Raw genomic sequence first — 25,737 nt, forward strand, 5'->3', positions numbered from 1 at the left:
TCCTGTTAGTGGGCGACGGCCGCAGCGCCGTGTTCGTCGATCAGCGCACCGTTGTGGAAACGGTCGATGGAAAAAGGCGCGGCCAGCGGGTGCATTTCACCCTTGGCCAGGCTCGCGGCAAACACGTTGCCCGAGCCGGGAGTGGCCTTGAAGCCACCGGTGCCCCAACCGCAGTTGAAGAACATGTTCGGCACCGGCGTCTTGGAGATGATCGGGCAGGCGTCCGGCGTGGTGTCGACGATGCCGCCCCACTGACGGTTCATGCGCACGCGGGACAACACCGGGAACATCTCGACGATGGCCTGGATGGTGTGTTCGATCACCGGGTACGAACCACGCTGGCCGTAGCCGTTGTAGCCGTCGATACCGGCGCCGATCACCAGGTCGCCCTTGTCGGACTGGCTGATGTAGCCGTGCACGGCATTGGACATGATCACGCTGTCGATAATCGGCTTGATCGGCTCAGACACCAACGCTTGCAGCGGGTGGGATTCGATCGGCAGGCGGAAACCGGCCAGCGAAGCCATGTGCCCGGAGTTACCGGCGGTCACCACGCCGACGCGCTTGGCGCCGATAAAGCCCTTGTTGGTTTCCACACCGATGCACACGCCGTTTTCCTTACGGAAACCGATCACTTCGGTCTGCTGGATCAAGTCCACGCCCAAGGCATCGGCGGCGCGGGCAAAGCCCCAGGCCACGGCATCGTGACGGGCCACGCCGCCGCGGCGTTGCACGGTGGCGCCGAGCACCGGGTAGCGCGTGTTTTTGGAGCAGTCGAGGTACGGGATCTCGTCGGCAACCTGCTTGGCATCGAGCAGTTCGCCGTCCACGCCGTTGAGGCGGTTGGCACTCACGCGGCGCTCGGAATCACGGATGTCCTGCAGGGTGTGGCACAGGTTGTACACGCCACGCTGGGAGAACATCACGTTGTAGTTCAGGTCCTGGGACAACCCTTCCCAGAGTTTCATCGCGTGTTCATACAGGTGCGCCGACTCGTCCCACAGGTAGTTGGAACGCACGATGGTGGTGTTGCGCGCCGTGTTACCGCCGCCCAGCCAGCCTTTCTCGACCACGGCCACGTTGGTGATGCCGTGCTCTTTGGCCAGGTAGTAAGCGGTTGCCAGACCATGCCCGCCGCCGCCGACGATGACCACGTCGTAGACCTTTTTGGGGGTCGGCGTGCGCCACATCTTCTGCCAGTTTTCATGATGGCTGAGGGAGTGCTTGAAGAGGCCGAAGCCTGAGTAGCGTTGCATAGTCATTACTCCAAAACCGCGCTCAGCGATAAACCGGGAAATCAGCGCACAGGGCAGACACATGCTTGGCCACGTTGGCCTCGACGTCGGCGTCGCCGAGGTTGTCGAGGATGTCGCAGATCCAGCCGGCCAGCTCAATGCATTGCGGCACTTTGAAACCACGCGTGGTCACCGCCGGGGTGCCGATGCGCAGGCCCGAGGTAACGAAGGGCGACTGCGGGTCATTCGGCACGGCGTTCTTGTTGACGGTGATGTGGGCGCGGCCGAGGGCGGCGTCCGCCTCTTTGCCGGTCAGGCCCTGACGGATCAGGCTGACCAGGAACAGGTGGTTGTCGGTGCCACCGGAAACCACATCGTAACCGCGCTTGATGAACACGTCGGCCATGGCCTGGGCGTTGTCGATCACCTGTTGCTGGTACACCTTGAAGCCGGGCTCCAGCGCTTCCTTGAAGCACACGGCCTTGCCGGCGATCACATGCATCAGCGGGCCGCCCTGGGCGCCGGGGAACACGGCGGCGTTGAGTTTCTTCTCGATGGCTTCGTTGGCCTTGGCCAGGATCAAACCGCCACGCGGACCACGCAGGGTCTTGTGGGTGGTGGTGGTGACCACATCCGCGTAGGGCAGCGGGTTGGGGTACAGGCCGGCGGCGACCAGGCCGGCGACGTGGGCCATGTCGACGAACAGCAGCGCGCCAACCTTGTCGGCGATGGCACGAAAGCGTGGGAAATCCAAAGTCTTGGAGTAGGCGGAGAAACCGGCCACGACCATCTTCGGCTGGTGCTCCACGGCCAGGCGCTCGACTTCGTCGTAGTCGATCAAACCGGTGTCGGTGTTGATGCCGTATTGCACCGCGTTGTACAGCTTGCCCGAGGACGACACTTTGGCGCCGTGGGTGAGGTGGCCGCCGTGGGCCAGGCTCATGCCCAGAATGGTGTCGCCGGCATTGATAAGCGCCAGGTACACCGCGCTGTTGGCGGACGAACCGGAGTGCGGTTGCACGTTGGCGTAATCGGCGCCGAACAGCTGCTTGGCGCGCTCGATGGCCAGGGCCTCGACCTTGTCCACATGCTCGCAGCCACCGTAGTAGCGCTTGCCTGGGTAGCCTTCGGCGTATTTGTTGGTGAGGCCGCTGCCTTGAGCTTCCATCACGCGCTTGCTGGTGTAGTTCTCCGACGCGATCAGCTCGATATGATCTTCCTGGCGCTGCTCTTCGGCATTCATCGCCGCCAGCAGTGCATCGTCATATCCCTGAATCTGGTCTTGTTTGCTGAACATCGCGTCTCTCCCAGCCTTTCGTATTGTTTGAGGCCCGTGCAGGGCCCTTTGATGCGATGGTAGGGCTGGCGCGTGCGGGCCAAATGCCTGCGCACGCCACGCAAAGGTGCGTTTACGACATGCCCTGACGCAGATGCGATTTATCGGGAGCAGGCCGCCGCAGGACTGACAGCGGAGCGCGCAAAGATGAGAAAGGCCCACCAGCGATAAAACCCAGCCTGATGTTCATTCAAGCCGAACTAAGCGGGATATATCCCACAAGCAATTACATACACTCACGCAAAATAAAAATTAAAAAGCCACATCCAAATACGCCATTACAAAACCCCTTTTGCAACGCCATGAAAAACTGTCACTTAATGGCCAGTCGGGCAGGCCATCGCTCGATACTTTGCATCCCCGCTTGAGACTTACTTTGAAACATCAGGAGTTTAAGCATGGCGTTAATAGAGCAAGTAAGAAATATCTGCACACGTTTAGCCCCAGCCGGCTGGCATAACTTATTGCTTCACCATGGCATCGATATTCTTGCGCCTGACCTTGAAGGCGAACTGCGCAACATCATTCATGCGGACCGAACGCTCCCCGGGTTTGAAGACTTCGCCCTGGCCGGAACACGCGGCATTGAACCTGGCAAACCGGCACAAAGCCTGCTGTATCACGCCTTCGCCCACGCCAATGTCACTGTGGATGCCCAGTACAACCCGCTCCAGGCTTACCCCAGCCCGGCAGAGCTGGAAACCCTCATCAACTACGTGTACGGCTGCCAGCCTCCGAGCCTTCAGCAGCTCAAAGAGCGCGCCAATGGCGGCGCCCTGGCGGTGGTGGTGTTTGCGGTGGAATACCGCCCGGCGCCGGACACCGTGCACAAGGTGCAGGCCGATTTGTGCTTTTCGCGAACCGGTATCTCGCGGGTGGGCACCACCGCGCCCTTGTACGATGCCAAAAGCAGGGGGTTCCTGCCGTTCGTCGAGGACCACGCTCACGCCATTCGCGTTCTGCCGGCCCGGTACAGTGCCTATATCGCGGTACAGCGTAAGGGCGACAGTGCAAGCTTTGGCCCTATGCGTTTTAACAAGAAAGATGCAGGCCATGATTTCTGGGTCCCCCTGCACAAATTGTTCAACGGCAACGAGTGCATCGCCGGCCTGACACTCGACGTGCAACTTCAGGCACAGCACAAAAACGAGAAACTTCGCCGTATACACCTGGAGCTGGGCGAGGGTTCGGGCTGGGAAGAGCCGGATATCAGCCAACCGCCCTTCGTCATCACCGATGGCCTCGGTGACTGGCTACCCGAACACGAATTCGGCCCAGGGTTAATGGCAGCTACCGCGCGCGGCAGCCTGGTTGAAGCGGCGCACTATCAAGGCGCACCCCTGACGTTCAATGTGCCGAAAAAACCAAGCCTGCTGGAATCCAGCCTGAAACTGGCATCGAACGCGCCGGAATATGTACATATTCGGCATCAAGTCGATGACGCCGGAAACATCGTCAACCTCAACCAGCGGCCGGGCATGCTCGACGACCTGATGGAAGGTGGCTTCACAGCGCAGCACTACCTGGACTTTACCGCCGACGGCTGGATTGGCGCCGAATGCGCCGCGCTGGATATTTTCCTGCCGCAGCGGGTGAGCGCTTATTCACTGATCTGTGCGCCCGACTTCTACCCGCTGTGCAATCAGCGCCACCTGAGTGAATGGCTCGAAAGCCTGCCTGAGGATCGGCATATGCCGGCATTTCATACGCCGCCTCAGTGCCTTTGCGACTCACGACACCCCGCCAATTTCCAATCGTTCCCCAAGCACTTTACCTACGCCGACGTCGGCATCACTGCCATTGTCGCCCAGCAGGGCGCCTGCACTGCCCTTGCCGGGGCGATGCCAAAAGTGGCCCATGCCAGACGCGCCTCTCACCTTCCGGATGCGGCGTCGGGCGATTTCGCACCGGGCTGGGATGTCGGCGTGGTGGACTACGAAACCCCTTGGGGTAACGTAGAACATCTGGCGGCCTACAGGCTGGGCAGCCCTTTCCCCGAAGATGCCAAGCTGTGTGCCGCCCTCAGTTCATTCTGGCCGGCCGTTGCGCCCGATTCGGCCCAATCCTTTGAGCCGGACGGCGGTGCCGGCCCGACCATCAAGCCGATGCTGGACAAGGAGATCGGCAAAAACGGCAGTATGCCCTGGGACGGCGTGCCCCCACCCCGGACATACGCCGTTGACGGCCATACACATAACGCTTATCAGGCGTTTGTCTACGCCGACTACACCGAGAACGCGCTGGCAGGGAAGTTCTCGCTGGCACTGACCGGCAAAGTCGATTCTCAGGAGTACCAAGCCCGAGTTGACGCATTTCGACGCATCAAACGGTCACTCGGTGAGGCCTTTGAGGATTGGTTTATCGATTCCTTCCAGGTCGCCCTGCCTGCCGCGCTGGAAACCGTCGCGACACATGAACACTTATTCAACCCACCGTCCGGACCGGGCTACCGATTTGAACTCATTCGTTATGAGCCGGCTGAATCCCCCCAATTCGACCAGGTTCATATCAAAGTTACAGACACTTCCACGTATCTGGTCTGGCCAGACTTTATCTTTCGCCAACAAGGCGAACAGCCTTGGCAGCGTGTTTAAACAGGATTCAAGTCCGACCTGATGAATAACTATGACGTCATTGTTATCGGCGCCGGGCCGGCTGGCTGTTCGGCGGCTATTTCGTGCGCTCGGCGTGGCCTGAAAGTGGCCATTGTCGAGCGCCTTCTTTTCCCACGCCATCGCCCAGGCGAAACCTTACATCCAGGCGTAGAACCCCTGTTTCAAAAACTGGGCATCAGTGAGCAGGTGTTGAGCGCAGGGTTTATCCGGCCTGCGGGAAGTTGGGTAACGTGGGACAAACAACGCAAGTTCGTGCCGTTCGGAAACGATGCCAGTGGCGCCTGGCATGGGTTTCAAATTCCGAGGGCAACCCTTGACGGGCTTTTACTTGAGCAGGCCATCGCATCGGGTGTACACGCCCTGCAACCCTGCGAGGCCAAAAAGGTGCTGGTGGAGAAAGGCCGTGTCATTGGCATCCAGACCCAGACCGAGCAGCTGCTGTGCAGGCACCTGGTTGACGCCAGCGGGGCGCATGGCTGGTTGGCACGCCAACTGCGCCTGCCAACGCGTCGCTGCTCCCCCGCCCTTACCGCGCTCTATGGCTATAAACGGGGGGATGTCGAGGAAAGTGCCCTGGGCATCTTCGCGGACAGATCGGGTTGGTACTGGACGGCCCATATCGGCCAGCAGCTGTACACCTGGACGCGGCTGTACTTTGCCCAGGACCAGGTGTGCAAGGCTTCTGCCGCTCCCCATGCGGTTGCAGCATTGGCCTGCGCGGGGAACCTACACGGCGCGGACGTCACCTGGAGAGCCTGCAACTCATCGGCCGGCAACGGCTATTTCATCATCGGAGACGCCGCCACCGTGGTGGACCCAGGCGCTTCCCATGGCGTGCTCAAGGCCCTGATGTCTGGAATGATGGCCGCACAGTGCATCGCCGAGGCGGCGGCCGCTCCCGCGAACGGCGCCGCTATTGCGGTGCACTATCGCCAATGGATACAGGACTGGTTCGAACAGGATGTGCGGAAAATGCGCGAACTCTATACCGCCCACCCCTTCGCGCCGCGCTGGCTGGACGAACACGTGCACCCGTAGGTGTTGGCCGTCAGGCAAGCGCGTGGCGAACCACCAGCAGCAATAAGAAATGTAACGGATACAAGGCATATGCCCAGCGGCGCATCGCAGGGGGCGTGGCGTTCTTCGCCTGTCGCAACACCATCAGGCCAACCCATGGCGCAATCAGGCAGGTGACCAAGCCCATCAACGCCACCGCTGAACCGCTGTTGAGCAACACCTGCCATTGGTTGGCGGCCACGCACACCACCCCCGGTACCACGCTGAAATACCAGGGCCGCCGAACTACCAGCAGCATCGCCAACGGCAGCACTGCACCAAAGAATCCGAACATCAGTTGCGTGGAAAACACCGCCGCCAGCGTCAGCGCAATCAGCGCCAACCCTCGATCAACCAGCGCCCCGCGCTGCCAGCCTCGGGCAATCAGCAAGCCCAGCGCCAGTGTCGGCAACACGTTCAAGGTATCCGCGTCGTCGATAAACCATCGGTACGGCACTTCGCTGATCACACTGAACAGCAGCAGCCAGCCCAGGTAACGCCAATGGCCGGTCACCGAGGCGTTCGGCGCCCGGTGCAGGTTCGCCGCAATCGCCAGGCAAAACCACGGGAACGCCAGGCGCCCCGGTACGTACAGGCCGTCCAGGCTCAAGCCCACATAGCGCAGGTGATCCAGCACCATGCTCAGCAGCGCCAGCCACTTGAGCAGGTCCAAAGCGCCATCTCGGACGCGTCCGACAGGCAGGGTGTCAGTAGCGTGCATAATTCCCCAACCACTTTGCATTTACAGTGCGTGCGCCCCCCTCCCAATCTTGGTTAAAGTGCGCACCAACATCGACCACAGGAATGGGCCATGACCGACAAGAGCCAACAATTCGCCAGCGACAACTATTCCGGCATCTGCCCGGAAGCCTGGGCCGCCATGGAACAAGCCAACCAGGGCCATCAACGCGCCTACGGTGACGATGAGTGGACCCACCGCGCCGCCGACGGTTTCCGCAATCTGTTCGAAACCGACTGTGAAGTGTTCTTCGCCTTCAACGGTACCGCGGCCAACTCCCTGGCGCTGTCTTCGCTGTGCCAGAGCTACCATAGCGTGATTTGCTCGGAAACCGCCCACGTCGAGACCGACGAATGCGGCGCGCCAGAGTTTTTTTCAAACGGCTCCAAGCTGCTCACTGCCCGCACCGAAAACGGCAAGCTGACCCCGGAGTCGATCCGTGAGATCGCCCTCAAGCGCCAGGACATTCACTACCCGAAACCGCGCGTGGTCACCCTCACCCAGGCCACCGAAGTGGGCAGCGTCTACACCCCGGAAGAAATCCGCGCCATCAGCGCCACCTGTAAAGAGCTGGGCCTGAACCTGCACATGGACGGCGCACGCTTCGCCAACGCCTGTGCGTTTCTCGGCTGCTCGCCGGCCGACCTGACCTGGAAGGCCGGCGTGGACGTGCTGTGCTTTGGCGGCACCAAGAACGGCATGGCGGTGGGTGAAGCGATCCTGTTCTTCAACCATAAGCTGGCCGAAGACTTCGACTACCGCTGCAAACAGGCTGGCCAGCTTGCGTCCAAGATGCGCTTTCTGTCCGCGCCGTGGGTGGGTTTGCTGGAAAACGACGCCTGGCTCAAGCATGCCCGCCACGCCAACCGCTGCGCGCAATTGCTCAGCAGCCTGGTGGCGGATATTCCCGGCGTGGAATTGATGTTCCCGGTGCAGGCCAACGGCGTGTTCCTGCAACTCTCGGAACCGGCCATCGCGGCACTGACGGCCAAGGGCTGGCGCTTCTATACCTTCATCGGCAAAGGTGGCGCGCGGTTCATGTGTGCGTGGGATACCGAAGAAGAGCGCGTAAGAGAATTGGCGGCCGATATCAGGGAAGTGATGAACGCTTAACGTAGAAATCCGGCCAGCCCGTGCTGGCCGATTGCCGAGTCTGTTTTTTGATATTTCTGACAGCAGCGCAATGGAATTTCAGTGTCTAGCCTCTTGGAACCGGCAAGGAAAACGCAGCGATATCTGCCACCTTCCGGGTTTATCGCCTGCCGAACAGTCGGCGGGGAAGACATATCCAATGGAGAGCTTAATCATGGAATATCAAAGCAACGTCAACACCCTTCTGCAAAACGACAACACGGTCACCACCACCGTTATCGACTGGGACGAGTTCAGGAAATACGCAAAAGTCGGCGACACCATCCGCGAGCCATCGAGGACGCTGAAGATCTACGACAAAGCCTATGAACTGACAGCCTCAGGCCAGCATTTCGTCGTACATATCTACGCCCAGTAACCCTTCACGCCGATCGTTCCCATGTGGAGGTGGGAACGATCGGCGATCGAGTCAGAAGTCGATGCGCACATCACCCTTCGGCACACTGCAGCACGACAGGATGTAGCCCTCGGCTTCGTCCTCTTCGGTGATCCCGCCGTTGTGCTCCATCTCGACCTCCCCGCCCAGCTTCATCACCTTGCAGGTGCCGCAGATGCCCATGCCGCAGGCTTTGGGGATCAACAGGCCTAGCTTGGCCGCCGCGGCATGCACCGTTTCGCCCGGCGCCACGCGGATGCTCTTGCCGGACGCAATGAATTCCACCTGATGCAGGTCCGCCAAGTCGACTTCCGGCGCATCCGCGGCCTGCTCGGCTTGCTCCACCGCATCGGCCCGGGCTTCCGGCGGCGTCGCGCCGAAGGATTCTTCGTGGTAACGCGCCATGTCGAAACCGGCGGCTTCCAGCAAACGCTTCACCGCGCTCATGTACGGCGTAGGGCCGCAGCAGAACACTTCGCGCTCGAGGAAGTCCGGCACCATCAGTTCCAGCATCTTGTGGTTCAAATAACCGCGATAGCCGGCCCAGGGTTCGCCCAGGCCATGTTTCTCGCAAATAAGGTGCAGGCTGAAGTTGTCGATCCGCGAGGCCATGTGTTCCAGCTCGCGGTGGTAAATGATGTCTTTGGGCGAGCGGGCGCTGTGGACAAAGGTCATGTCGACATTGGCGTTGGTGTCGTAGAACCAGCGTGCCATGGACATGACCGGCGTGATGCCCACGCCGCCGCTCAGGTACAGCACTTTGGGGCTTGGGAAATCCATCGCGTTGAACAGCCCCACCGGCCCGTGCACCGCCAGTTCCTGGCCTTCATGCAGCGTGTCGTGCAGCCAGTTGGAGACACGCCCGCCCGGTACGCGCTTGATGGTCACCGAAAAGCTGTAGGGGACCGAGGGCGAACTGGAGATCGTGTATGAGCGCATGATCGGCTGGCCTTCGATTTCCAGCTCCAGGGTGACGAACTGCCCGGGCTTGAAGAAGAACAGGATCGGCTGGTCGGCCATGAAGCAGAAGGTGCGCACGTCCCAGGTTTCCTGGATGACTTTGACGCAACGGACGATGTGCCGACCATTGGCCCAGGTCTGGGTGGTTACCGGATTCAGGAAATTGCTAGACATGATTGTTCTCCACCGCCGACGTCGGCCTTATGGTGGCGATTCTGCGTAACGCCGGGACCACCCATTTACCTATCTGCGACATTCACATACTTACGGCGACCAGCCCCCAACTACCTGGGGTTGCGCGTCGGGATCAGATTGGGCCATGTCGCCCATGGATAAGGTTCGACGCAACGCCGGCCCCACACTCGCTCCCAACGAAGACGCTTTCTTTACGCCTTGCAACGCAACAACCGTAGCCACCTATCTCGGCCACACAGAATGGCCACGAGGACACATACGATGGACGTCACCGCAACCTTAAGCTTGGGCGATCCGCTGGAACCCGCACGCAAGGCCACCGCGCAAATGCTGCACGAGCGCGAGCGCACTTATTCACTGCCGCAGCCGTTTTACTCTGATGAGCGGCTGTTCGATATCGACATGCAGGAGATCTTCCAGAAAGAGTGGTTGATCGCCGGCATGACCTGCGAAATCCCCGCCAAGGGCAACTACCTGACCCTGCAAGTGGGCAAGAACCCGATCATCGTGATCCGTGGCGCCGAGGGTGTGGTGCACGCGTTCCACAACGTGTGCCGCCATCGCGGCTCGCGCTTGTGCACCAGCGACAAGGGCAAAGTCGCCAAGCTCGTCTGCCACTACCACCAGTGGACCTACGAACTGGACGGTCGCCTGTTGTTTGCCGGCACCGAGATGGGCGCCGATTTCGACATGAAGCAGTACGGTTTAAAGCCGGTGAACGTGAAAACCGCCGGCGGCTACATCTTCATCAGCCTGGCCGAAAACCCACCGGCCATCGATGACTTTCTGTCGACGCTCAACCACTACATGGAACCCTACGACATGGAAAACACCAAGGTGGCGATTCAAACCACCTTGTTCGAAAAAGCCAACTGGAAGCTGGTGCTGGAAAACAACCGCGAGTGCTACCACTGCAACGCGTCGCACCCCGAACTGCTCAAAACCCTGCTGGAATGGGATGACGTCACGGACCCACGCGCCGACCAGGCGTTCAAGGACCACGTCGCCGCATCGGCCGCCGCCTGGGATGCCGAGAAGATCCCCTACGCCCACGCCAGCTTCGGCCTGCGTAACCGCATCGTGCGCATGCCGCTGCTCAAGGGCACCGTGTCGATGACCCTGGACGGCAAGCAGGGCTGCGCCAAACTCATGGGCCGCATCAAGAATCCCGACCTGGGCTCGATGCGCATCCTGCACCTGCCGCACTCGTGGAACCACTGCATGGGCGACCACATTATCGTGTTCACCGTGTGGCCGCTCAGCGCCCAGGAAACCATGGTCACCACCAAGTGGATCGTGCACAAGGACGCGGTCGAAGGCGTGGACTACGACGTAGACCGCATGCGCCAGGTGTGGGACGCCACCAACGACCAGGACCGTCGCCTGGCCGAAGAGAACCAACGCGGCATCAACTCCACCGCTTACCAGCCGGGCCCGTACTCCAAGACCTATGAGTTCGGTGTGGTGAACTTTGTGGACTGGTACAGCGAGCGCATGCTCAACAACCTCGGCGCGGCACCGGCGCCCTACCTCAAAGGCGTTGCGGCACACGAGTAGCCTGACACGATCGAATATGTGGGAGCGGGCTTGCTCGCGAATGCGGTGGATCAGCTTGCTGGTGTATTGGCTGACACGCCGCATTCGTGAGCAAGCCCGTTCCCACACGGACATCGCAGGTGTTCAAAAATTAATCAGAACTCTTGGAGACCACGAGGGCTCTGATCTCCAGCCCTCACCCAACAACTTATCCACAAAGCCACCCACAGCAATTGTGGGCAAGTTCGTTGCGGCTTCAAATTAAATCCAGAAATTCCGTGACTTATGCAAATCACCGCGTTCCGCCCGCTATTGATCGTTTTTTGATCAGGCCGCTGAACGTCAATAGCTGCGTGCCCTGTAGCGGAACGCGAACACCTTATCCACAGAAGCACCAACAGACTTTGGGGGCAACTTTACCTACGCTGTGCAAAACCGCGTCAAACCTGCATAAATCGCGGCATCCAGGGCTTTCACAGGCTTAAACACGATGATTGATCATATTTTGATCATGGGCAGCACAGCCTCTATTTATAAGGCCTGTAGCCGACAGCGAACATCTTACCCACAGAAGCGCCAACAGACTTTGGGGGCAACTTTACCCATGCTGTGGAAAACCGCGTCAAGCCTGCATAAATCGTGGCATCCAGGGCTTTTCACAGGCTTAAACAGGATGATTGATCATATTTTGATCATGTGGAGCAGGCCCTCTATTTATAAGGCCTGTAGCCGACAGCGAACATCTTATCCACAGAAGCGCCAACAGACTTTGGGGGCAAGTCTGTTCATCCGCTCAGAAAAAACCCAGCTAAAACCGTAAGTTAGGCTGGTTATTTTTCGTACAGAGGGCTGCAGGACGTGCTGCACAGGGGGTGTGGACAACCGCAAACAGGTTATCCACAGGCGGATCAACAGGGATTGTGGGTAAACGGCAGAGGTGGGAGCGAACGCAATGCTCAAAGCAACGAAGATCAATTGGGGGAGCGGGCTTGCTCGCGAAGACGTCGGCCCGGCAAACAGTGATGTTGACTGACCTACCGCTTTGGTCGGCAAGCCCTAATGCCAGTCAATTAAGCGCCAGAGCGGGCAACCGTTAACCTGTGGCGAGGGAGCTTGCTCCCGCTGGGCCGCGAAGCGGCCCCGGAAAATAGGACTGCTATGCAGCCCAGCGGGAGCAAGCTCCCTCGCCACGGTAAAGCGTTTCTTCTTAACTGACTGGCATTACGGCAAGCCCGCTCCCACAGGGATTTACGCTTAACAGGCCTGCCCCCTTCAACGGGGCTCAGCGTACAACGCCCTCTTCTATCAGTAACTTCAGAATGGCTTGGGCGCCCGCCTCGGGGCTGAGGCCCTTGAGCACTTGCCCACCGCCGCCGCTGGCTTTGGCCGTTGCCGCCTTCATGCGGTCGGCGCCGCTCTTGGCCTTGATGACCTTGAGGCGCTTGGGCCGAGGCTTGGCGGGTTGCAGCAGCGCCCCTGTGAATAACTCGTCCTGTTCAACTTCCACTTCATGGGCCGCCAGCTCGCCACGTTGCGCCGGGCCGTAGGCACTCTGGCGCGCCTTGGGCGCGGCGTTATCCACCGTGGCCAGAAACGGCAAGCGCACCTTCAAACGCCGCCGCTGGCCACGTGGCAACGCTTGCAGCACATGGGCCACGCCGGCGTCGATGGACTCAACTTGAGCCAGCCCCACAATCAGCGGCCAACCCAGTTGTTCGGCCAACAGGAACGGCAGCATGCCCGACCCCTCACCGGTTTCCGCCTGGCTGCCGGCGAGCACCACCTGGGCACCGGCGTCGCGCAGGTAGTCACTCAATACCGGCAACGCATCGCCACCTGCCGGCTGCTCCAGCACATGCAGGTGCGGCAAACCCATGCCCAGGTAGCTGCGCAACGTCGGCTCGGTGATGTCGCCCGCGTGCAGCACCTGCAACTTATCCCCAGCGATCTGCAGGCCCAGTTCGACCGCACGCGCATCTTGTTCGGCACGGCGCGCACGCCCGGACGTGGGATGGGCGCCGACGGATACCAGGCTGATTACATTGGTTGTCATGGTCATATCCCTAAGCTGCATCGCGCTTGGCGCCGTTACGGTAGGCCTCGACCGCAGCGATCAAGGCTTGCAGAATCGCGGCGCTTTCGCCGATCACCGACAGGTCGGCACGCTTGATCATGTCGCACCCAGGGTCAAGGTTGATCGCCACCACCTTGTCGCAGGCGCCGATGCCTTGCAGGTGCTGGATCGCCCCGGAAATGCCCACGGCCACGTACACCCGTGCCGTGACCCAGGTGCCGCTGGCGCCGACCTGGCGGTCACGCGCCATGTAGCCATCGTCCACTGCAACCCGCGACGCGCCTTCCGTAGCGCCCAGGGCCGCGGCGGCCTGGTGGAACAGGGCCCAGTCCTTGACGCCGTTGCCGCCGGAGAAAATGAATTCCGATTCGGCCATGGGAATCGCCGCCGGGTCCACCGCCACGGCGCCGAGGTCTTCGATACGCGGCAGGCTGCGGGCCAGGGCTGTGGATAACTCCACGGGTAATACTTCATGGCGTGTTTCGCTGACCGGGTCGGCACATTCGGCGGCCGCGAGGATCAAGCGTGGCAGCGGCCGGGCCAGGTCTTCCTGGCCCGCACCGGCGCGGCCGATACACGTCTCCCCTTTGATCTGCCACACCCGCGTGGCCGGGCGCTCCTTGAGGCTGGCGGCAAACCGGCGGCCCAACTCGCCGCCGCCGCTGCGGCTGTCCGGCAGCAGCCAGTGGCGTGGGTTGAACTGGTTATCCACAGCGCGCAGGCCCTGCACACGTTGCTCCGGTGAATAGCCGTCGAACGCCTGGCCCTCCAGCACCAGCAGGCGATCCACGCCGGCTGTCGCGAACGAGCTTTCTTTATGCTCGCCAAACACCACCGCCAGCACGGCGCCGTCGGTGCCGGCAAGCTGGCGCGCCAGGCCGAGCAAGTCGCGGTCGTGACTGCTCAGGCGGCCGCCGACCATGTCGGGCACCACGTTGATGTAAAACGCCGGAGCCGCAATCTGGTGCAGCGGCAACTGCACCTCGACCGCCGCCGTGCGCCTGGCCGCGCCACCCTGCTGGGCGCCGCTGCGGTCGATACGCTTGATCCCGTTGGGGCCGATAAAACCCACGCCATGCACGTTCTTGCGGATAACCCCGTTGGGGCCCATCCAGCTGTGTTGCGCGGGCTGCATGGCCGCGTGCAGGGGATGAAGGCGGTTACGTGCGATCCATTCGGCTCGAGGGTCGCGGCGGATAATGTCGCTCATCAATGCACCTCCGCAGGTTCACGCTTGATTGGAGCTTTGACCGGCGCGGCGTCTTCAAGCAAGGCGTCGGCCACCAGTTCGGCAATGTCCTTGATCAACGGGCGCGGCTCGACCACACCTTCGAGCATCGCGGTGCATTGCGGGCAACCGACGGCCACCAGTTCGGCACCGGTTTCGCGGATGTCTTCCATGCGCATGTCCGGGATGCGTTGCTTGCCGGGAATGTCAGTGATCGGTGCACCACCACCGCCGCCGCAGCAGCGTGAACGGAAGCCCGAGCGTTGCATCTCCTTGACCTCGATCCCCAACGCCCGCAGCACTTGGCGCGGCGCCTCGTATTCACCGTTGTAGCGCCCCAGGTAGCACGGGTCGTGGTAGGTCACGCTGCTGCCTTTGTGCTGGCCCAGGTTCAGCGCGCCGTCGCCGATCAGCTCGGCCATAAAGGTGCTGTGGTGCTGCACGACGTAGTTGCCGTTGAAGGCGCCGTACTCGTTTTTCAGCACATGAAAACTGTGCGGGTCGCAGGTGACGATGCGTTTGAAAGTGTATTTGGCCAGGGTCTGGATATTGCGTGCCGCCAACAGCTGGAAGGTCGCTTCGTCGCCCAGGCGCCGCGCCACATCACCGCTGTCGCGTTCTTCCAGGCCAAGTACCGCGAAGTCGACATTGGCCGCTTTGAGCACTTTGACGAACGCGCGCAGGGTGCGTTGGTTGCGCATGTCGAACGCGCCGTCGCCGACCCAGAACAGCACCTCGGCGCTGCCTTTGTCGCTGAGCAACGGCAAGTTCAGATCCGCCGCCCAATTCAGGCGACCGCCCGGTGCGAAGCCGCCGGGGTTGTCGGTGGCGATCAGGTTTTCCAGCACTTCGGCACCCTTGTTCGGCGTCGCGCCTCTCTCCAGGGTGAGGTGGCGGCGCATATCAACGATCGCGTCCACGTGCTCGATCATCATCGGGCACTCTTCCACACAGGCACGGCAGGTGGTGCACGACCACAGGGTTTCAGCGTCCACCAGGCCGTTGACGATCGGCTGGTGCGGGTTGCCGCCGTGTTCGCCGATGGGTTTACCCGGGTACGGGCTGCCGGCGAAGTTGGCATCGGTGCCGCCGGCCAGGCCGACCACCATGTCCTGGATCAGCTTTTTGGGGTTCAGCGGCTGGCCGGCGGCGAACGCCGGGCAGGCGGCTTCGCACTTGCCGCACTGCACGCACGCGTCGAAACCGAGCAGTTGGTTCCAGGTGAAATCCTTGGGCTTTTCCACTCCCAGCGGCGCGGTCTTGTCGCTGAGGTCCAGCGGTTTCAAACCGGTGGAGCGCCCGCCACCAAAGCGCTCGGCGCGGCGGTGCCAGGCCAGGTGCAAGGCACCGGCGAAGGCGTGTTTCATCGGGCCGCCCCAGGTCATGCCGAAGAACATTTCGGACACGCCCCACAGCACACCCACGCTCAGCAGCGCAGCCAGCAGCCAACCGCCGAATTCAGCCGGCAGCAACCCGGCCACCGGCAAAGTCACCAGGAAAAAGCTCACCGAGAACGCCATCAGGCTTTTCGGCAGGCGCATCCAGGGGCCTTTGGACAGGCGTGCGGGCGGGTTGCGACGGCGCAGGTACATGAAGATCGCACCGACAAACATCAGCACCGAGGCCAGCAGCAAGGCGTAGCCCAGGATGCGGTTGTGCAGGCCGAACCCGTGCACCAGGATCGCCAGCAGCGCCGACAGCACAAAGCCCAGCGCCGTGGCGACGTGGGTGTTGGCGATGTATTTGTCGCGGGCGACCACGTGGTGCAGGTCGACCATGTAGCGCTTGGGCATGGCCAGCAGGCCGCCGAGTAAATCGACTTTGGAGGCTCGGCCGCGGCGCCACATGTTCACCCGGCGCAGAGCGCCGAGGGCGGCAAGGCCCAGGGCGGCGAAGAGCAGGATGGGAAGAAGGGTGTTCAACATGGTGAAGCTCCCAAAGACCACGCGGGTCTACTGTGAAACCGGCCCCGAATGTGGGAGCGGGCTTGCTCGCGAAAGCGGTGGGTCAGCCACCGGATGTGCCGACTGACACACCGTCTTCGCGAGCAGGCCCGCTCCCACATTTTTTGACCGCGTGCGAGTCAGAAATCCTTGCACAAGCGCAGGGCGTCATAGATCGCAGCGTGGGTATTACGCTGGGCCACGCAGTCACCGATGCGGAACAGCAAGTACCCGTCACCCGATTCGCTCAGGCACGGCTGCGGCTTGATCGCAAACAAGGCTTCGACGTCGATCTGGCCCTTGTTGCGCGAACCTTCCTTGAGCGCGTAGTAAATGGCCTCGTCCGGACGCACGCCGTTCTCCACCACCACTTGGTCGACCACCCGCTCCTCCTGGGCCCCGGTGTATTCGTTCTCCAGCACCGCCACCAGCTTGTCGCCCTCGCGGTAGACCTTTTCCAGCATCATGTCGCCGGTCATGATCACTTCCTTGGGGTACATGCTGCGGTAGTACGTCGGGAACGACGTGCCGCCGATGGCCACGCCCGGCTTGATGTCATCGGTGACGATTTCCACCTGGCAGCCTTTGTCGGCCAGGAAGTCGGCCACCGACATGCCGGTGAACTCGCAAATGGTGTCGTACACCAGCACGTTCTTGCCCGGCGCGACTTTGCCGTCGAGCACGTCCCAACTGCTGACCACCAACCCTTCGGCCGCGCCCCAGTGCTCGTTCTGTTCGATGAACGGATGCCCACCGACGGCCAGCACCACCACGTCCGGACGCAGATCCAGAATGGTCTCGGCATCGGCCGCCACGCCCAGGCGCAGGTCGACTTTCAGGCGCGCCAGTTCCAATTGGTACCAGCGCGTGATACCGGCGATCTGGTCACGCTGCGGCGCTTTGGAGGCCGTGGTGATCTGCCCGCCGATAAACTCTTTCTTTTCCAACAGGGTCACATCGTGGCCGCGTTCGGCGGCGACACGCGCAGCCTCCATGCCGGCAGGGCCTGCCCCCACCACGACCACTTTGCGCCTGGGCCCGGTGGACTTCTCGATGATGTGCGGCACGCCCATGTATTCACGGGAGGTCGCGGCGTTCTGGATGCACAGCACATCCAGGCCCTGGTACTGGCGGTCGATGCAATAGTTGGCGCCGACGCACTGTTTGATCTGGTCGATCTGGCCCATCTTGATCTTGGCGATCAGGTGCGGGTCGGCGATATGGGCGCGGGTCATGCCGACCATGTCCACATAGCCGCCTTCCAGAATGCGCGTGGCCTGGTTCGGGTCCTTGATGTTCTGCGCGTGCAGCACCGGGACTTTCACCACTTCCTTGATACCGGCCGCCAGGTGCAGGAACGGCTCCGGCGGGTAACTCATGTTCGGGATCACGTTGGCGAGGGTGTTGTGCGTATCACAACCCGAGCCCACCACGCCGATGAAGTCGAGCATGCCGGTGTCGTCGTAATACTTGGCGATCTGCTTCATGTCCTCATGGGACAGGCCGTCCGGGTGGAACTCGTCACCGCACAGGCGAATGCCCACACAGAAGTCGTCACCCACTTCGGCGCGCACCGCCTTCAACACTTCCAGGCCGAACTTCATGCGGCCTTCGAAGCTGCCGCCCCATTCGTCGGTACGCTTGTTGACCCGCGGGCTCCAGAACTGGTCGATCATGTGCTGGTGCACGGCGGACAATTCCACCCCGTCCAGGCCACCGGCCTTGGCACGGCGCGCGGCCTGGGCGTAGTTGCCGATCACGCGCCAGATCTCTTCCGGCTCGATGGTCTTGCAGGTGGCGCGATGCACCGGCTCACGCACGCCGGACGGCGACATCAGGGTCGGCCAGTTGAAGCCGTCCCAACGCGAGCGACGGCCCATATGGGTAATCTGGATCATGATCTTGGCGCCATGCTTGTGCATGGCGTCGGCCAGGTTCTGGAAGTGCGGGATGATCCGGTCGGTAGACAGGTTCACCGAGCTCCACCATTCCTGGGGGCTGTCGATGGCCACCACCGAGGAGCCGCCGCAGATCGCCAGGCCAATACCGCCCTTGGCTTTCTCTTCGTAGTACTTCACATAGCGGTCGGTGGTCATGCCGCCGTCGGTCGCATAGACCTCGGCGTGGGCAGTACTGAGCACGCGGTTGCGGATGGTCAGTTTGCCGATCTGAATCGGCGCAAACATTGCTTCGAAAGCCATGGCACGGTCCTCGGCTTACAACGGCTTGACGGTGAACAAACCGTCGTCGTGGCCCTCTTCGGAGCCTCCGTACACTTGCTCGGCAACAGTGCGAATCTTGCTGCCGCGCGCTTGAAGAATCTGGTCCATGGCGCCGGCAAACCAGCCGGTGAACATGTAGTCCACTTTGCGCCCGACCTTGCCGTACACATAGACGAAGGCCGAGTGCTCGAGCGTGACGCTGGCGGTGCCTTTGTCGAGGTCGATGTCCTGGATCTTGAACAGGCCCCAGCCGCGTTGCGACAGGCGCTTCATGTAGTGTTCGAACACCGCCACGCCTTCCAGGCCGTGGCATTCGGCTTCTTTTTCACACCAGTGCCAGGCGGATTTGTAGCCGGCCTTGTAGAGGATTTCGGCGTAGGCGTCGGCGCCCAGCACTTCTTCGATGCCCATGTGGTTATTGACGAAGAAATGGCGTGGCACGTACAGCATGGGCAGGGCGTCGGAGGTCCAGACACCGGTTTCGCTGTCGACTTCGATTGGCAATTGCGGGGCGATCTTGGCCATGGAAACTTAACTCCAGAAAAATTCGTAGTGGTGTTGCCGGTGGGTGTCGGGCTGGCTTATTCGCCCCAGACGTCCTTCAAGACATTGACCCAGTTCTCGCCCATGATCTTGCGCACCACGCGCTCGGGGTGGCCGCGTTTGAGCAGGGTTTCGGTGAGGTTGGGAAACTCGCCCACGGTGCGGATGCCCAGCGGGTTGATGATCTTGCCGAAGCTGGTCAGGCGGCGTGCGTAGCCCTTGTCATGGGTCAGCATTTCGAAGAAATCCTGGCCATGGCCCTGGGTGAAGTCGGTGCCGATGCCGATGGCGTCTTCGCCAACGATGTTCATGGTGTATTCGATGGCCTCGGCGTAGTCGTCGATGGTCGAATCGATACCCTTGGCCAGGAACGGCGCGAACATGGTCACACCGACAAAACCGCCGTGGTCGGCGATGAACTTGAGTTCTTCATCGGATTTATTGCGCGGGTGTTCTTTAAGGCCCGATGGCAGGCAGTGGGAATAGCACACCGGCTTTTTCGATTCGAGAATGACTTCTTCGCTGGTCTTGGAACCGACGTGCGACAGGTCGCACATGATGCCGACGCGGTTCATCTCGGCGACGACCTCGCGTCCGAAACCCGACAGGCCGCCGTCACGCTCGTAGCAGCCGGTACCCACCAGGTTCTGGGTGTTGTAGCACATCTGCACCACACCGACGCCGAGCTGCTTGAAGATCTCGACATAGCCAAGCTGGTCTTCAAACGCGTGGGCATTCTGGAAGCCGAAGATGATGCCGGTTTTGCCCTGCTCCTTGGCCTTGCGAATATCGGCGGTGGTTTTCACCGGGATCACCAAGTCACTGTTTTCGCGGATCAGGGTCTGGCTGGCAACGATGTTATTGATCGTGGCCTGGAAGCCTTCCCACACCGACACCGTGCAGTTGGCGGCAGTCAGGCCACCTTTGCGCATGTCTTCGAACAGGTCGCGGTTCCACTTGGCAATAATCAGACCGTCGATAACGATGCTGTCGGCGTGCAACTCGGCTGGGCTCATCAGGCGTCCCCTTATTGGCGATTCATGCGCCGAATCGTCTGCCGGCGCTTTGGGGCCAGCATATGCCCAGGGGCCGACGGAGCCGGGTGCAAAAACGACAGGGGAATTGCCGAAAGCGTCAATCCACGACAAAGGCTGTGAAGAGAGGTCTGACTGGCGGCTGTTCTTTGTCTTACGCTTGAGCCAGAATTCCGCATCACCTGATATGAGACGGCGCAATGAAATCGATTTTCCTGGCTTTGGCACTCATCGCAACCGGCGTCCACGCCGCCGAAGACACCGACAGCACGCCGTGCGACGGCATCGAGAACGACCAGCAAACCCTCGAATGCGCCACCTACAACAAAACCACCGCCGAGCAACTGCTCAAGGACAACTATCAGGGGTTGCTCGAACGCATGGGTTCGACCTACGGCAGCGACAAGACCAAACTGGCGGACATTACCGCTCGTCTGAAGGACGCCCAGCAGAAATGGGAAAAATTGCGTGACGCCGACTGCGCGGTGGACACCTTCCCGGCCGTAACCGGGACCAAGGCCTATGCGATTGCGCTGAACGATTGCCTGGCGCGAATGAGTGACGAGCGGTCTGAGTTTTTGGAGTCGATTGGGCAGGAATAAGCGACAATCCCACCACTTTCACTCTGAACCAAGGCCACTCATGACCCTCTGCGGCATCGAAATCAAAGGCAGCGAAGCCATCATCGCCGTCGCCTCGCTGGACAACCAGGCGCTGACCCACGTCGCCCTGGCCACCAAGAAAATCGCCCTCGAGGACGACGACGAAGCCGCCAACGTCAAAGCCTTCGCCGCCCAGGTGAAGGCGTTCGTGCAGGCAAACGCCATCACCCGTATTGCGATCAAGAAGCGCAGCAAGAAAGGCGAATTCGCCGGTGGCCCGACGACGTTCAAAATTGAAGGCGTGTTTCAGTTGTTGGACGGGGTGGAGGTGACGCTGCTGTCGCCGCAGACCATCAATGCGCAGAACAAGAAGCACACCTTTGACCTGCCGACGACGCTGAACAAGTATCAGCATGAGGCGTTCAAGGCAGCGTGCTCGGCGCTGGTAAAAAAATAAGCCACAGCCGTGAAACTGAGATTTATACCCAATTATGGAAACGACTATAAATGACAGTCGGCACTATAACTGGCTAAAAAATGATCAAACCGCCTCACGTCGCCGATCCTCCCTCGGACACTTTGCAAACCTGGCCCGGTAACTTCGGGTGAAATACGACGGCGATTCAAACCCGCACGCGATGCTCACCTCAAGCACACTCAGGTCGCTCTGGCGCAACAACTGCCGGGCTTTTTCCAGGCGCAGGCCGAGGTAGAAGTTGCTCGGTGTGTCGTTCAGGTGCAGGCGAAACAGCCGCTCCAACTGCCGACGGGTGACCTTGATCGCTTCGGCCAGGGCCAATGTGCTCAGCGGCGGCTCGGTGTGTTGTTCCATTTCGCCGATCACGTGCACCAGCTTTTTGTTGTTGATGCCGTAGCGCGTGGCGATCTGCATGCGCTGGTGATCCTTGCGCGGGCGGATGCGGCCCAGCACGAACTGTTCGGAGACCTGGATCGCCAAGTCCGGGCCGTGGGCCTGGGCGATCAGGTCGAGCATCAGGTCGATGGACGCGGTGCCGCCGGCGCAAGTGATGCGACGGCGGTCGATCTCGAACAGTTCCTGGGTGACGCTCAGGTGCGGATAGGATTCCTTGAACGCATCGATGGCTTCCCAGTGCAAGGTCAGGCGATGGCCATCAAGCAGGCCCGCTTCGGCCAGCACACAGGCGCCGGTGTCGATTGCGCCGAGGGTTACGCCGTCGTGGTCCAGACGGCGCAGCCAATGTTGCAGCGCAGGCGTGGCGAACTGCAGCGGCTCGAAGCCGGCCACCACCAGCAGCGTTGCGCCTTTCTTCAGGGGTTCCAACGCGGCGTCGGCATTGACCGACATGCCATTGCTCGCCAGCACCGCGCCGCCATCGGCGCTCAATATGTGCCAGCGGTACAGCTCGCCACGGAAGCGATTAGCCACCCGCAGCGGCTCCAGGGCGCAGATAAAGCCAATGGCCGAGAACCCCGGCATCAGTAGAAAGTAGAAATCCTGGGGCATGGTGGCGCTCTCGTCGGGCCGGCAGCGTGGCACTGTGATACTCCCGTTCATGGGTGGATTCAAGGGGCAGGTCGCTGCAGTGCAAAAGCGGGTCGCCGCCGTGCGCTTTGTCGCCCGCCAAGCTGCGTAACTTGGCCCCACGGCGCACAAGACGCCGGCCCCACAATAACGACCTGCCGAGGGATTCACCATGAACCGACTGATCAGCCGCAGCGTGCTTGCACTCAGCGTCAGCGCTATTTTGAGCACCCACGTCATGGCAGCGGACGCCGCTTCATGCCGGAACGTGCGCCTGGGCGTGGTGAACTGGACCGACGTGATCGCCACCAGTGCCATGGCCCAAGTACTGCTCGATGGCCTCGGCTACAAGACCAAACAAACCAGCGCGTCCCAGCAGATCATCTTCGCCGGCATCCGCGACCAGCGCCTGGACCTGTTCCTGGGCTACTGGAACCCGTTGATGACCCAGACCATCACGCCGTTCGTCGAGGCCAGGCAAGTCAAAGTGCTCGACAAACCGAGCCTGGAAGACGCCCGCGCCACCCTTGCCGTGCCGACTTACCTGGCGGACAAGGGCCTGAAAACCTTCGCCGATATCGCACGGTTCGAAAAAGAGCTGGGCGGCAAGATCTACGGCATCGAGCCGGGCTCGGGCGCCAACACCCAGATCAAGGCAATGATCGCCAAGAACCAGTTCGGCCTGGGCAAATTCCAGCTGGTCGAATCCAGCGAAGCCGCCATGCTCTCCGCCGTGGACCGCGCCGTACGGCGCAAGGAGCCCGTGGTGTTTTTCGGCTGGGCGCCGCACCCGATGAACGTCAACGTCGCCATGACTTACCTCACCGGCAGTGACGACGCCCTGGGCCCGAACGAAGGCATGGCGACCGTGTGGACAGTCACCGCGCCGGCCTACGCCGAACAATGCCCCAACGTGCACAAGCTGCTGACCAACCTGACCTTCACCGCCGCCGATGAGAGCCGGATGATGCAGCCGTTACTGGATCACAAAGACCCCGTCGAGTCGGCCAGGCAGTGGCTCAAGGATCACCCGCAAGACCAGGCGCGCTGGCTGAAAGGTGTGACCACCTTCGACGGCAAACCGGCTGCGGAAAATCTGCAACTGACCCGCCAATAACCTTTTCCGGAACACCGTTTCGCAGCCCCCGACCGGCTGCGAACGGCCCCCCCACGCCTGTAAGGAACCTGCCCCATGAACCACGACGTCATCATCACCTGCGCACTCACCGGTGCTGGCGACACGACCGCCAGAAGCCCGCATGTGCCGGTCACCCCCAAACAAATCGCGGCCGCCGCCGTGGAAGCCGCCAAGGCCGGCGCGACCGTGGTGCACTGCCATGTGCGTGACCCGCACACCGGCAAGTTCAGCCGTGACGTGGCGCTGTACCGCGAAGTGATGGAGCGCATCCGTGAGGCCGACATCGACATCATCGTCAACCTCACCGCCGGCATGGGCGGCGACCTGGAGATCGGCGGCGGTGAGCAGCCGATGGAGTTTGGGCCGGGCACCGACCTGGTCGGCCCGCTGACGCGCCTGGCCCACGTCGAGGCACTGCTGCCGGAAATCTGCACCCTTGATTGCGGCACCCTGAACTTCGGCGATGGCGACACCATTTACGTGTCCACGCCCGCGCAATTGCGCGCCGGCGCCAAGCGTATCCAGGCACTGGGCGTAAAGGCCGAGCTGGAAATTTTCGACACCGGCCATTTGTGGTTCGCCAAGCAGATGATCAAGGAAGGCCTGCTCGACAACCCGCTGTTTCAACTGTGCCTGGGCATCCCGTGGGGCGCTCCGGCCGACACCACCACCATGAAAGCTATGGTCGACAACTTGCCCGCCGACGCGGTGTGGGCCGGCTTTGGCATCGGCCGCATGCAGATGCCGATGGCTGCCCAGGCGGTGTTGTTGGGCGGCAACGTGCGGGTCGGCCTGGAAGACAACCTGTGGTTGGACAAGGGTGTGCTCGCCACCAATGGGCAGTTGGTGGAACGCGCCAGTGAAATCCTCAGCCGCCTGGGCGCGCGGGTTATGACCCCGGCGCAAGGCCGAATCAAGATGGGCCTGACCAAACGCGCCTGACCCCCTGCCGAAACCGGACAAAAACGGTGGGAGCGGGCTTGCTCGCGAATGCGGTGTGTCAGCAGATGCATTCGGTACTGACCCACCGCATTCGCGAGCAAGCCCGTTCCCACAGGCATTCATCATTATTTATTCAGGACCGTCGCCAATGAGCTTTATCACCGAGATCAAAACCTTCGCCGCCCTCGGCAGCGGCGTCATCGGCAGCGGTTGGGTGGCACGCGCCCTCGCCCACGGCCTTGACGTAGTGGCCTGGGACCCGGCGCCCGGCGCCGAAGCGGCGCTGCGCCAACGTGTCGCCAACGCCTGGGGCGCCCTTGAGCAACAGGGCTTGGCGCCCGGTGCCTCGCAGGACCGCTTGCGCTTTGTCGCCACGATTGAGGCGTGTGTAAAGGACGCCGACTTCATCCAGGAAAGCGCCCCGGAACGCCTGGAGTTGAAACTGCAATTGCACAGCAAGATCAGCGCGGCGGCCAAGCCGAATGCGTTGATCGGCTCGAGCACGTCCGGGCTGTTGCCGAGTGAGTTTTACGAGGGTTCGACCCATCCGGAACGCTGTGTGGTCGGTCACCCGTTCAACCCGGTTTACCTGTTGCCGCTGGTGGAAGTGGTGGGCGGCAAGCGCACCGCGCCGGAGGCGATCCAGGCCGCGATCAAGGTGTATGAATCCCTCGGCATGCGCCCACTGCACGTGCGCAAGGAAGTGCCTGGGTTTATTGCCGACCGACTCCTCGAAGCGCTGTGGCGCGAGGCGCTGCACCTGGTCAACGATGGCGTGGCCACCACCGGCGAAATCGACGATGCGATTCGCTTTGGCGCCGGGCTGCGCTGGTCGTTCATGGGCACGTTCCTCACCTACACGCTGGCCGGTGGCGATGCGGGTATGCGCCACTTCATGGCGCAGTTCGGCCCGGCGTTGCAGTTGCCGTGGACCTATTTGCCGGCGCCGGAGCTGACCGACAAGTTGATTGATGATGTGGTGGAGGGGACAAGCGATCAACTGGGCACACACAGCATTTCGGCGCTGGAGCGCTATCGTGATGATTGTCTGTTGGCGGTATTGGAAGCAGTCAAAAACACCAAGGAAAAACACGGCATGACGTTCGCCGAATAACCCTGTCGGAGCTGGCTTGCCTTAATGCCGGTCAGTTAAGCGCTAAAGCAGAAAAAACCTGCGACCTGTGGCGAGGGAGCTTGCTCCCGTTGGGGCGCGAAGCGGCCCCAAAAATGGGACTGCTACGCAGTCCAGCGGGAGCAAGCTCCCTCGCCACAGGTCGCAGGTTTTTCTGCTTTAGCGCTTAACTGAC

The 25,737-nt window shown here is 61.4% G+C and carries 21 protein-coding genes; 10 read left to right on the plus strand and 11 right to left on the minus strand.

What is annotated here, in order from left to right; genetic code table 11:
• Positions 1-5: 5 nt before the first annotated feature.
• A complete protein-coding gene (locus Q1V60_RS09235; protein ID WP_057723607.1) occupies positions 6-1,256 on the minus strand; it encodes a sarcosine oxidase subunit beta in 1,251 nt (416 codons plus the stop codon).
• Positions 1,257-1,278: 22 nt separating this feature from the next.
• Positions 1,279-2,532 (minus strand): serine hydroxymethyltransferase, encoded by a 1,254-nt coding sequence (gene glyA, locus Q1V60_RS09240; protein ID WP_300629515.1) that lies wholly within the window; start codon positions 2,530-2,532, stop codon positions 1,279-1,281.
• A gap of 437 nt (positions 2,533-2,969) precedes the next feature.
• Here glyA and Q1V60_RS09245 point away from each other — a divergent pair, with 437 nt between their 5' ends.
• Together Q1V60_RS09245 and Q1V60_RS09250 are read left to right on the plus strand one after the other, a co-directional pair.
• Positions 2,970-5,165 carry a hypothetical protein gene (locus Q1V60_RS09245; RefSeq protein WP_300629516.1) on the plus strand — a complete coding sequence of 732 codons (2,196 nt, stop codon included), beginning with the start codon at positions 2,970-2,972 and terminating at the stop codon, positions 5,163-5,165.
• Between the two features lie 21 nt (positions 5,166-5,186).
• Positions 5,187-6,224, plus strand: coding sequence for an NAD(P)/FAD-dependent oxidoreductase (locus Q1V60_RS09250; RefSeq protein ID WP_300629518.1), 1,038 nt, complete (start codon positions 5,187-5,189; stop codon positions 6,222-6,224).
• Between the two features lie 10 nt (positions 6,225-6,234).
• Here Q1V60_RS09250 and Q1V60_RS09255 read toward each other — a convergent pair whose 3' ends face one another.
• Positions 6,235-6,963: a TraX family protein gene (locus Q1V60_RS09255; protein ID WP_300629519.1), complete on the minus strand. Its 729-nt coding sequence runs from the start codon at positions 6,961-6,963 to the stop codon at positions 6,235-6,237.
• A gap of 90 nt (positions 6,964-7,053) precedes the next feature.
• Between Q1V60_RS09255 and Q1V60_RS09260 the strand changes: the two genes are divergently transcribed.
• Together Q1V60_RS09260 and Q1V60_RS09265 are read left to right on the plus strand one after the other, a co-directional pair.
• On the plus strand, positions 7,054-8,094 hold the full coding sequence (locus Q1V60_RS09260) for a low specificity L-threonine aldolase (protein ID WP_300629520.1): 1,041 nt from the start codon (positions 7,054-7,056) through the stop codon (positions 8,092-8,094).
• Between the two features lie 193 nt (positions 8,095-8,287).
• The gene (locus Q1V60_RS09265; protein ID WP_300629522.1) at positions 8,288-8,491 is read left to right on the plus strand and encodes a hypothetical protein; all 204 of its coding nucleotides are present in this window, start codon (positions 8,288-8,290) and stop codon (positions 8,489-8,491) included.
• Between the two features lie 51 nt (positions 8,492-8,542).
• Here Q1V60_RS09265 and gbcB read toward each other — a convergent pair whose 3' ends face one another.
• Positions 8,543-9,643, minus strand: a complete 1,101-nt coding sequence (gene gbcB, locus Q1V60_RS09270) for a glycine-betaine demethylase subunit GbcB (protein ID WP_300629523.1) — start codon at positions 9,641-9,643, stop codon at positions 8,543-8,545.
• A 282-nt stretch (positions 9,644-9,925) separates the two neighbouring features.
• On the opposite strand from gbcB, the gene gbcA reads away from it, so the two are divergent.
• Positions 9,926-11,221 (plus strand): glycine-betaine demethylase subunit GbcA, encoded by a 1,296-nt coding sequence (gbcA, locus tag Q1V60_RS09275; RefSeq protein WP_300629525.1) that lies wholly within the window; start codon positions 9,926-9,928, stop codon positions 11,219-11,221.
• A gap of 1,261 nt (positions 11,222-12,482) precedes the next feature.
• Here gbcA and Q1V60_RS09280 read toward each other — a convergent pair.
• The 6 genes from Q1V60_RS09280 to Q1V60_RS09305 all read right to left on the minus strand — a co-directional run bounded on the left by Q1V60_RS09280 (position 12,483) and on the right by Q1V60_RS09305 (position 20,226).
• Positions 12,483-13,253, minus strand: a complete 771-nt coding sequence (locus Q1V60_RS09280; RefSeq protein ID WP_300629526.1) for an electron transfer flavoprotein subunit beta — start codon at positions 13,251-13,253, stop codon at positions 12,483-12,485.
• Between the two features lie 10 nt (positions 13,254-13,263).
• The gene (locus tag Q1V60_RS09285) at positions 13,264-14,484 is read right to left on the minus strand and encodes an electron transfer flavoprotein subunit alpha/FixB family protein (RefSeq protein WP_300629528.1); all 1,221 of its coding nucleotides are present in this window, start codon (positions 14,482-14,484) and stop codon (positions 13,264-13,266) included.
• The gene (gene dgcB, locus Q1V60_RS09290; RefSeq protein ID WP_300629531.1) at positions 14,484-16,427 is read right to left on the minus strand and encodes a dimethylglycine demethylation protein DgcB; all 1,944 of its coding nucleotides are present in this window, start codon (positions 16,425-16,427) and stop codon (positions 14,484-14,486) included. The genes Q1V60_RS09285 and dgcB overlap by 1 nt, the downstream gene beginning before the upstream one ends.
• A gap of 158 nt (positions 16,428-16,585) precedes the next feature.
• Complete coding sequence (dgcA, locus tag Q1V60_RS09295) at positions 16,586-18,646, minus strand: dimethylglycine demethylation protein DgcA (protein WP_300629533.1); 2,061 nt, start codon at positions 18,644-18,646, stop codon at positions 16,586-16,588.
• Positions 18,647-18,661: 15 nt separating this feature from the next.
• Positions 18,662-19,192 (minus strand): DUF5943 domain-containing protein, encoded by a 531-nt coding sequence (locus Q1V60_RS09300; protein WP_300629535.1) that lies wholly within the window; start codon positions 19,190-19,192, stop codon positions 18,662-18,664.
• A gap of 56 nt (positions 19,193-19,248) precedes the next feature.
• A complete protein-coding gene (locus Q1V60_RS09305; RefSeq protein ID WP_122716685.1) occupies positions 19,249-20,226 on the minus strand; it encodes a dipeptidase in 978 nt (325 codons plus the stop codon).
• A 218-nt stretch (positions 20,227-20,444) separates the two neighbouring features.
• On the opposite strand from Q1V60_RS09305, the gene Q1V60_RS09310 reads away from it, so the two are divergent.
• The gene (locus Q1V60_RS09310; protein ID WP_124372102.1) at positions 20,445-20,846 is read left to right on the plus strand and encodes a lysozyme inhibitor LprI family protein; all 402 of its coding nucleotides are present in this window, start codon (positions 20,445-20,447) and stop codon (positions 20,844-20,846) included.
• Between the two features lie 40 nt (positions 20,847-20,886).
• On the plus strand, positions 20,887-21,303 hold the full coding sequence (locus Q1V60_RS09315) for a DUF3010 family protein (protein ID WP_300629537.1): 417 nt from the start codon (positions 20,887-20,889) through the stop codon (positions 21,301-21,303).
• An 84-nt stretch (positions 21,304-21,387) separates the two neighbouring features.
• Here Q1V60_RS09315 and Q1V60_RS09320 read toward each other — a convergent pair whose 3' ends face one another.
• Positions 21,388-22,332 (minus strand): GlxA family transcriptional regulator, encoded by a 945-nt coding sequence (locus tag Q1V60_RS09320; RefSeq protein WP_300629548.1) that lies wholly within the window; start codon positions 22,330-22,332, stop codon positions 21,388-21,390.
• Positions 22,333-22,522: 190 nt separating this feature from the next.
• Between Q1V60_RS09320 and Q1V60_RS09325 the strand changes: the two genes are divergently transcribed.
• The 3 genes from Q1V60_RS09325 to Q1V60_RS09335 all read left to right on the plus strand — a co-directional run bounded on the left by Q1V60_RS09325 (position 22,523) and on the right by Q1V60_RS09335 (position 25,544).
• A complete protein-coding gene (locus tag Q1V60_RS09325; protein ID WP_300629538.1) occupies positions 22,523-23,467 on the plus strand; it encodes a choline ABC transporter substrate-binding protein in 945 nt (314 codons plus the stop codon).
• 75 nt (positions 23,468-23,542) lie between these two features.
• Positions 23,543-24,430 carry a 3-keto-5-aminohexanoate cleavage protein gene (locus Q1V60_RS09330; protein ID WP_300629539.1) on the plus strand — a complete coding sequence of 296 codons (888 nt, stop codon included), beginning with the start codon at positions 23,543-23,545 and terminating at the stop codon, positions 24,428-24,430.
• 148 nt (positions 24,431-24,578) lie between these two features.
• The gene (locus tag Q1V60_RS09335; RefSeq protein WP_300629541.1) at positions 24,579-25,544 is read left to right on the plus strand and encodes an L-carnitine dehydrogenase; all 966 of its coding nucleotides are present in this window, start codon (positions 24,579-24,581) and stop codon (positions 25,542-25,544) included.
• Positions 25,545-25,737: the final 193 nt, after the last annotated feature.

Origin of the sequence: Pseudomonas sp. (assembly GCF_030147005.1) — a bacterium.
GTDB lineage: Bacteria > Pseudomonadota > Gammaproteobacteria > Pseudomonadales > Pseudomonadaceae > Aquipseudomonas.

Bases quoted from the DNA above. Each gene is read 5' to 3' on its own strand.
- Q1V60_RS09265 (WP_300629522.1), top strand. From the start codon at position 8,288: ATGGAATATCAAAGCAACGTCAACACCCTTCTGCAAAACGACAACACG.
- Q1V60_RS09320 (WP_300629548.1), bottom strand. From the start codon at position 22,332: ATGCCCCAGGATTTCTACTTTCTACTGATGCCGGGGTTCTCGGCCATT.
- gbcA (WP_300629525.1), top strand. From the start codon at position 9,926: ATGGACGTCACCGCAACCTTAAGCTTGGGCGATCCGCTGGAACCCGCA.
- Q1V60_RS09235 (WP_057723607.1), bottom strand. From the start codon at position 1,256: ATGCAACGCTACTCAGGCTTCGGCCTCTTCAAGCACTCCCTCAGCCAT.
- Q1V60_RS09335 (WP_300629541.1), top strand. From the start codon at position 24,579: ATGAGCTTTATCACCGAGATCAAAACCTTCGCCGCCCTCGGCAGCGGC.
- Q1V60_RS09260 (WP_300629520.1), top strand. From the start codon at position 7,054: ATGACCGACAAGAGCCAACAATTCGCCAGCGACAACTATTCCGGCATC.
- Q1V60_RS09315 (WP_300629537.1), top strand. From the start codon at position 20,887: ATGACCCTCTGCGGCATCGAAATCAAAGGCAGCGAAGCCATCATCGCC.
- Q1V60_RS09305 (WP_122716685.1), bottom strand. From the start codon at position 20,226: ATGAGCCCAGCCGAGTTGCACGCCGACAGCATCGTTATCGACGGTCTG.
- Q1V60_RS09310 (WP_124372102.1), top strand. From the start codon at position 20,445: ATGAAATCGATTTTCCTGGCTTTGGCACTCATCGCAACCGGCGTCCAC.
- dgcA (WP_300629533.1), bottom strand. From the start codon at position 18,646: ATGGCTTTCGAAGCAATGTTTGCGCCGATTCAGATCGGCAAACTGACC.
- dgcB (WP_300629531.1), bottom strand. From the start codon at position 16,427: ATGTTGAACACCCTTCTTCCCATCCTGCTCTTCGCCGCCCTGGGCCTT.
- Q1V60_RS09250 (WP_300629518.1), top strand. From the start codon at position 5,187: ATGAATAACTATGACGTCATTGTTATCGGCGCCGGGCCGGCTGGCTGT.
- gbcB (WP_300629523.1), bottom strand. From the start codon at position 9,643: ATGTCTAGCAATTTCCTGAATCCGGTAACCACCCAGACCTGGGCCAAT.
- Q1V60_RS09285 (WP_300629528.1), bottom strand. From the start codon at position 14,484: ATGAGCGACATTATCCGCCGCGACCCTCGAGCCGAATGGATCGCACGT.
- Q1V60_RS09325 (WP_300629538.1), top strand. From the start codon at position 22,523: ATGAACCGACTGATCAGCCGCAGCGTGCTTGCACTCAGCGTCAGCGCT.
- Q1V60_RS09255 (WP_300629519.1), bottom strand. From the start codon at position 6,963: ATGCACGCTACTGACACCCTGCCTGTCGGACGCGTCCGAGATGGCGCT.
- Q1V60_RS09245 (WP_300629516.1), top strand. From the start codon at position 2,970: ATGGCGTTAATAGAGCAAGTAAGAAATATCTGCACACGTTTAGCCCCA.
- Q1V60_RS09300 (WP_300629535.1), bottom strand. From the start codon at position 19,192: ATGGCCAAGATCGCCCCGCAATTGCCAATCGAAGTCGACAGCGAAACC.
- Q1V60_RS09330 (WP_300629539.1), top strand. From the start codon at position 23,543: ATGAACCACGACGTCATCATCACCTGCGCACTCACCGGTGCTGGCGAC.
- glyA (WP_300629515.1), bottom strand. From the start codon at position 2,532: ATGTTCAGCAAACAAGACCAGATTCAGGGATATGACGATGCACTGCTG.
- Q1V60_RS09280 (WP_300629526.1), bottom strand. From the start codon at position 13,253: ATGACAACCAATGTAATCAGCCTGGTATCCGTCGGCGCCCATCCCACG.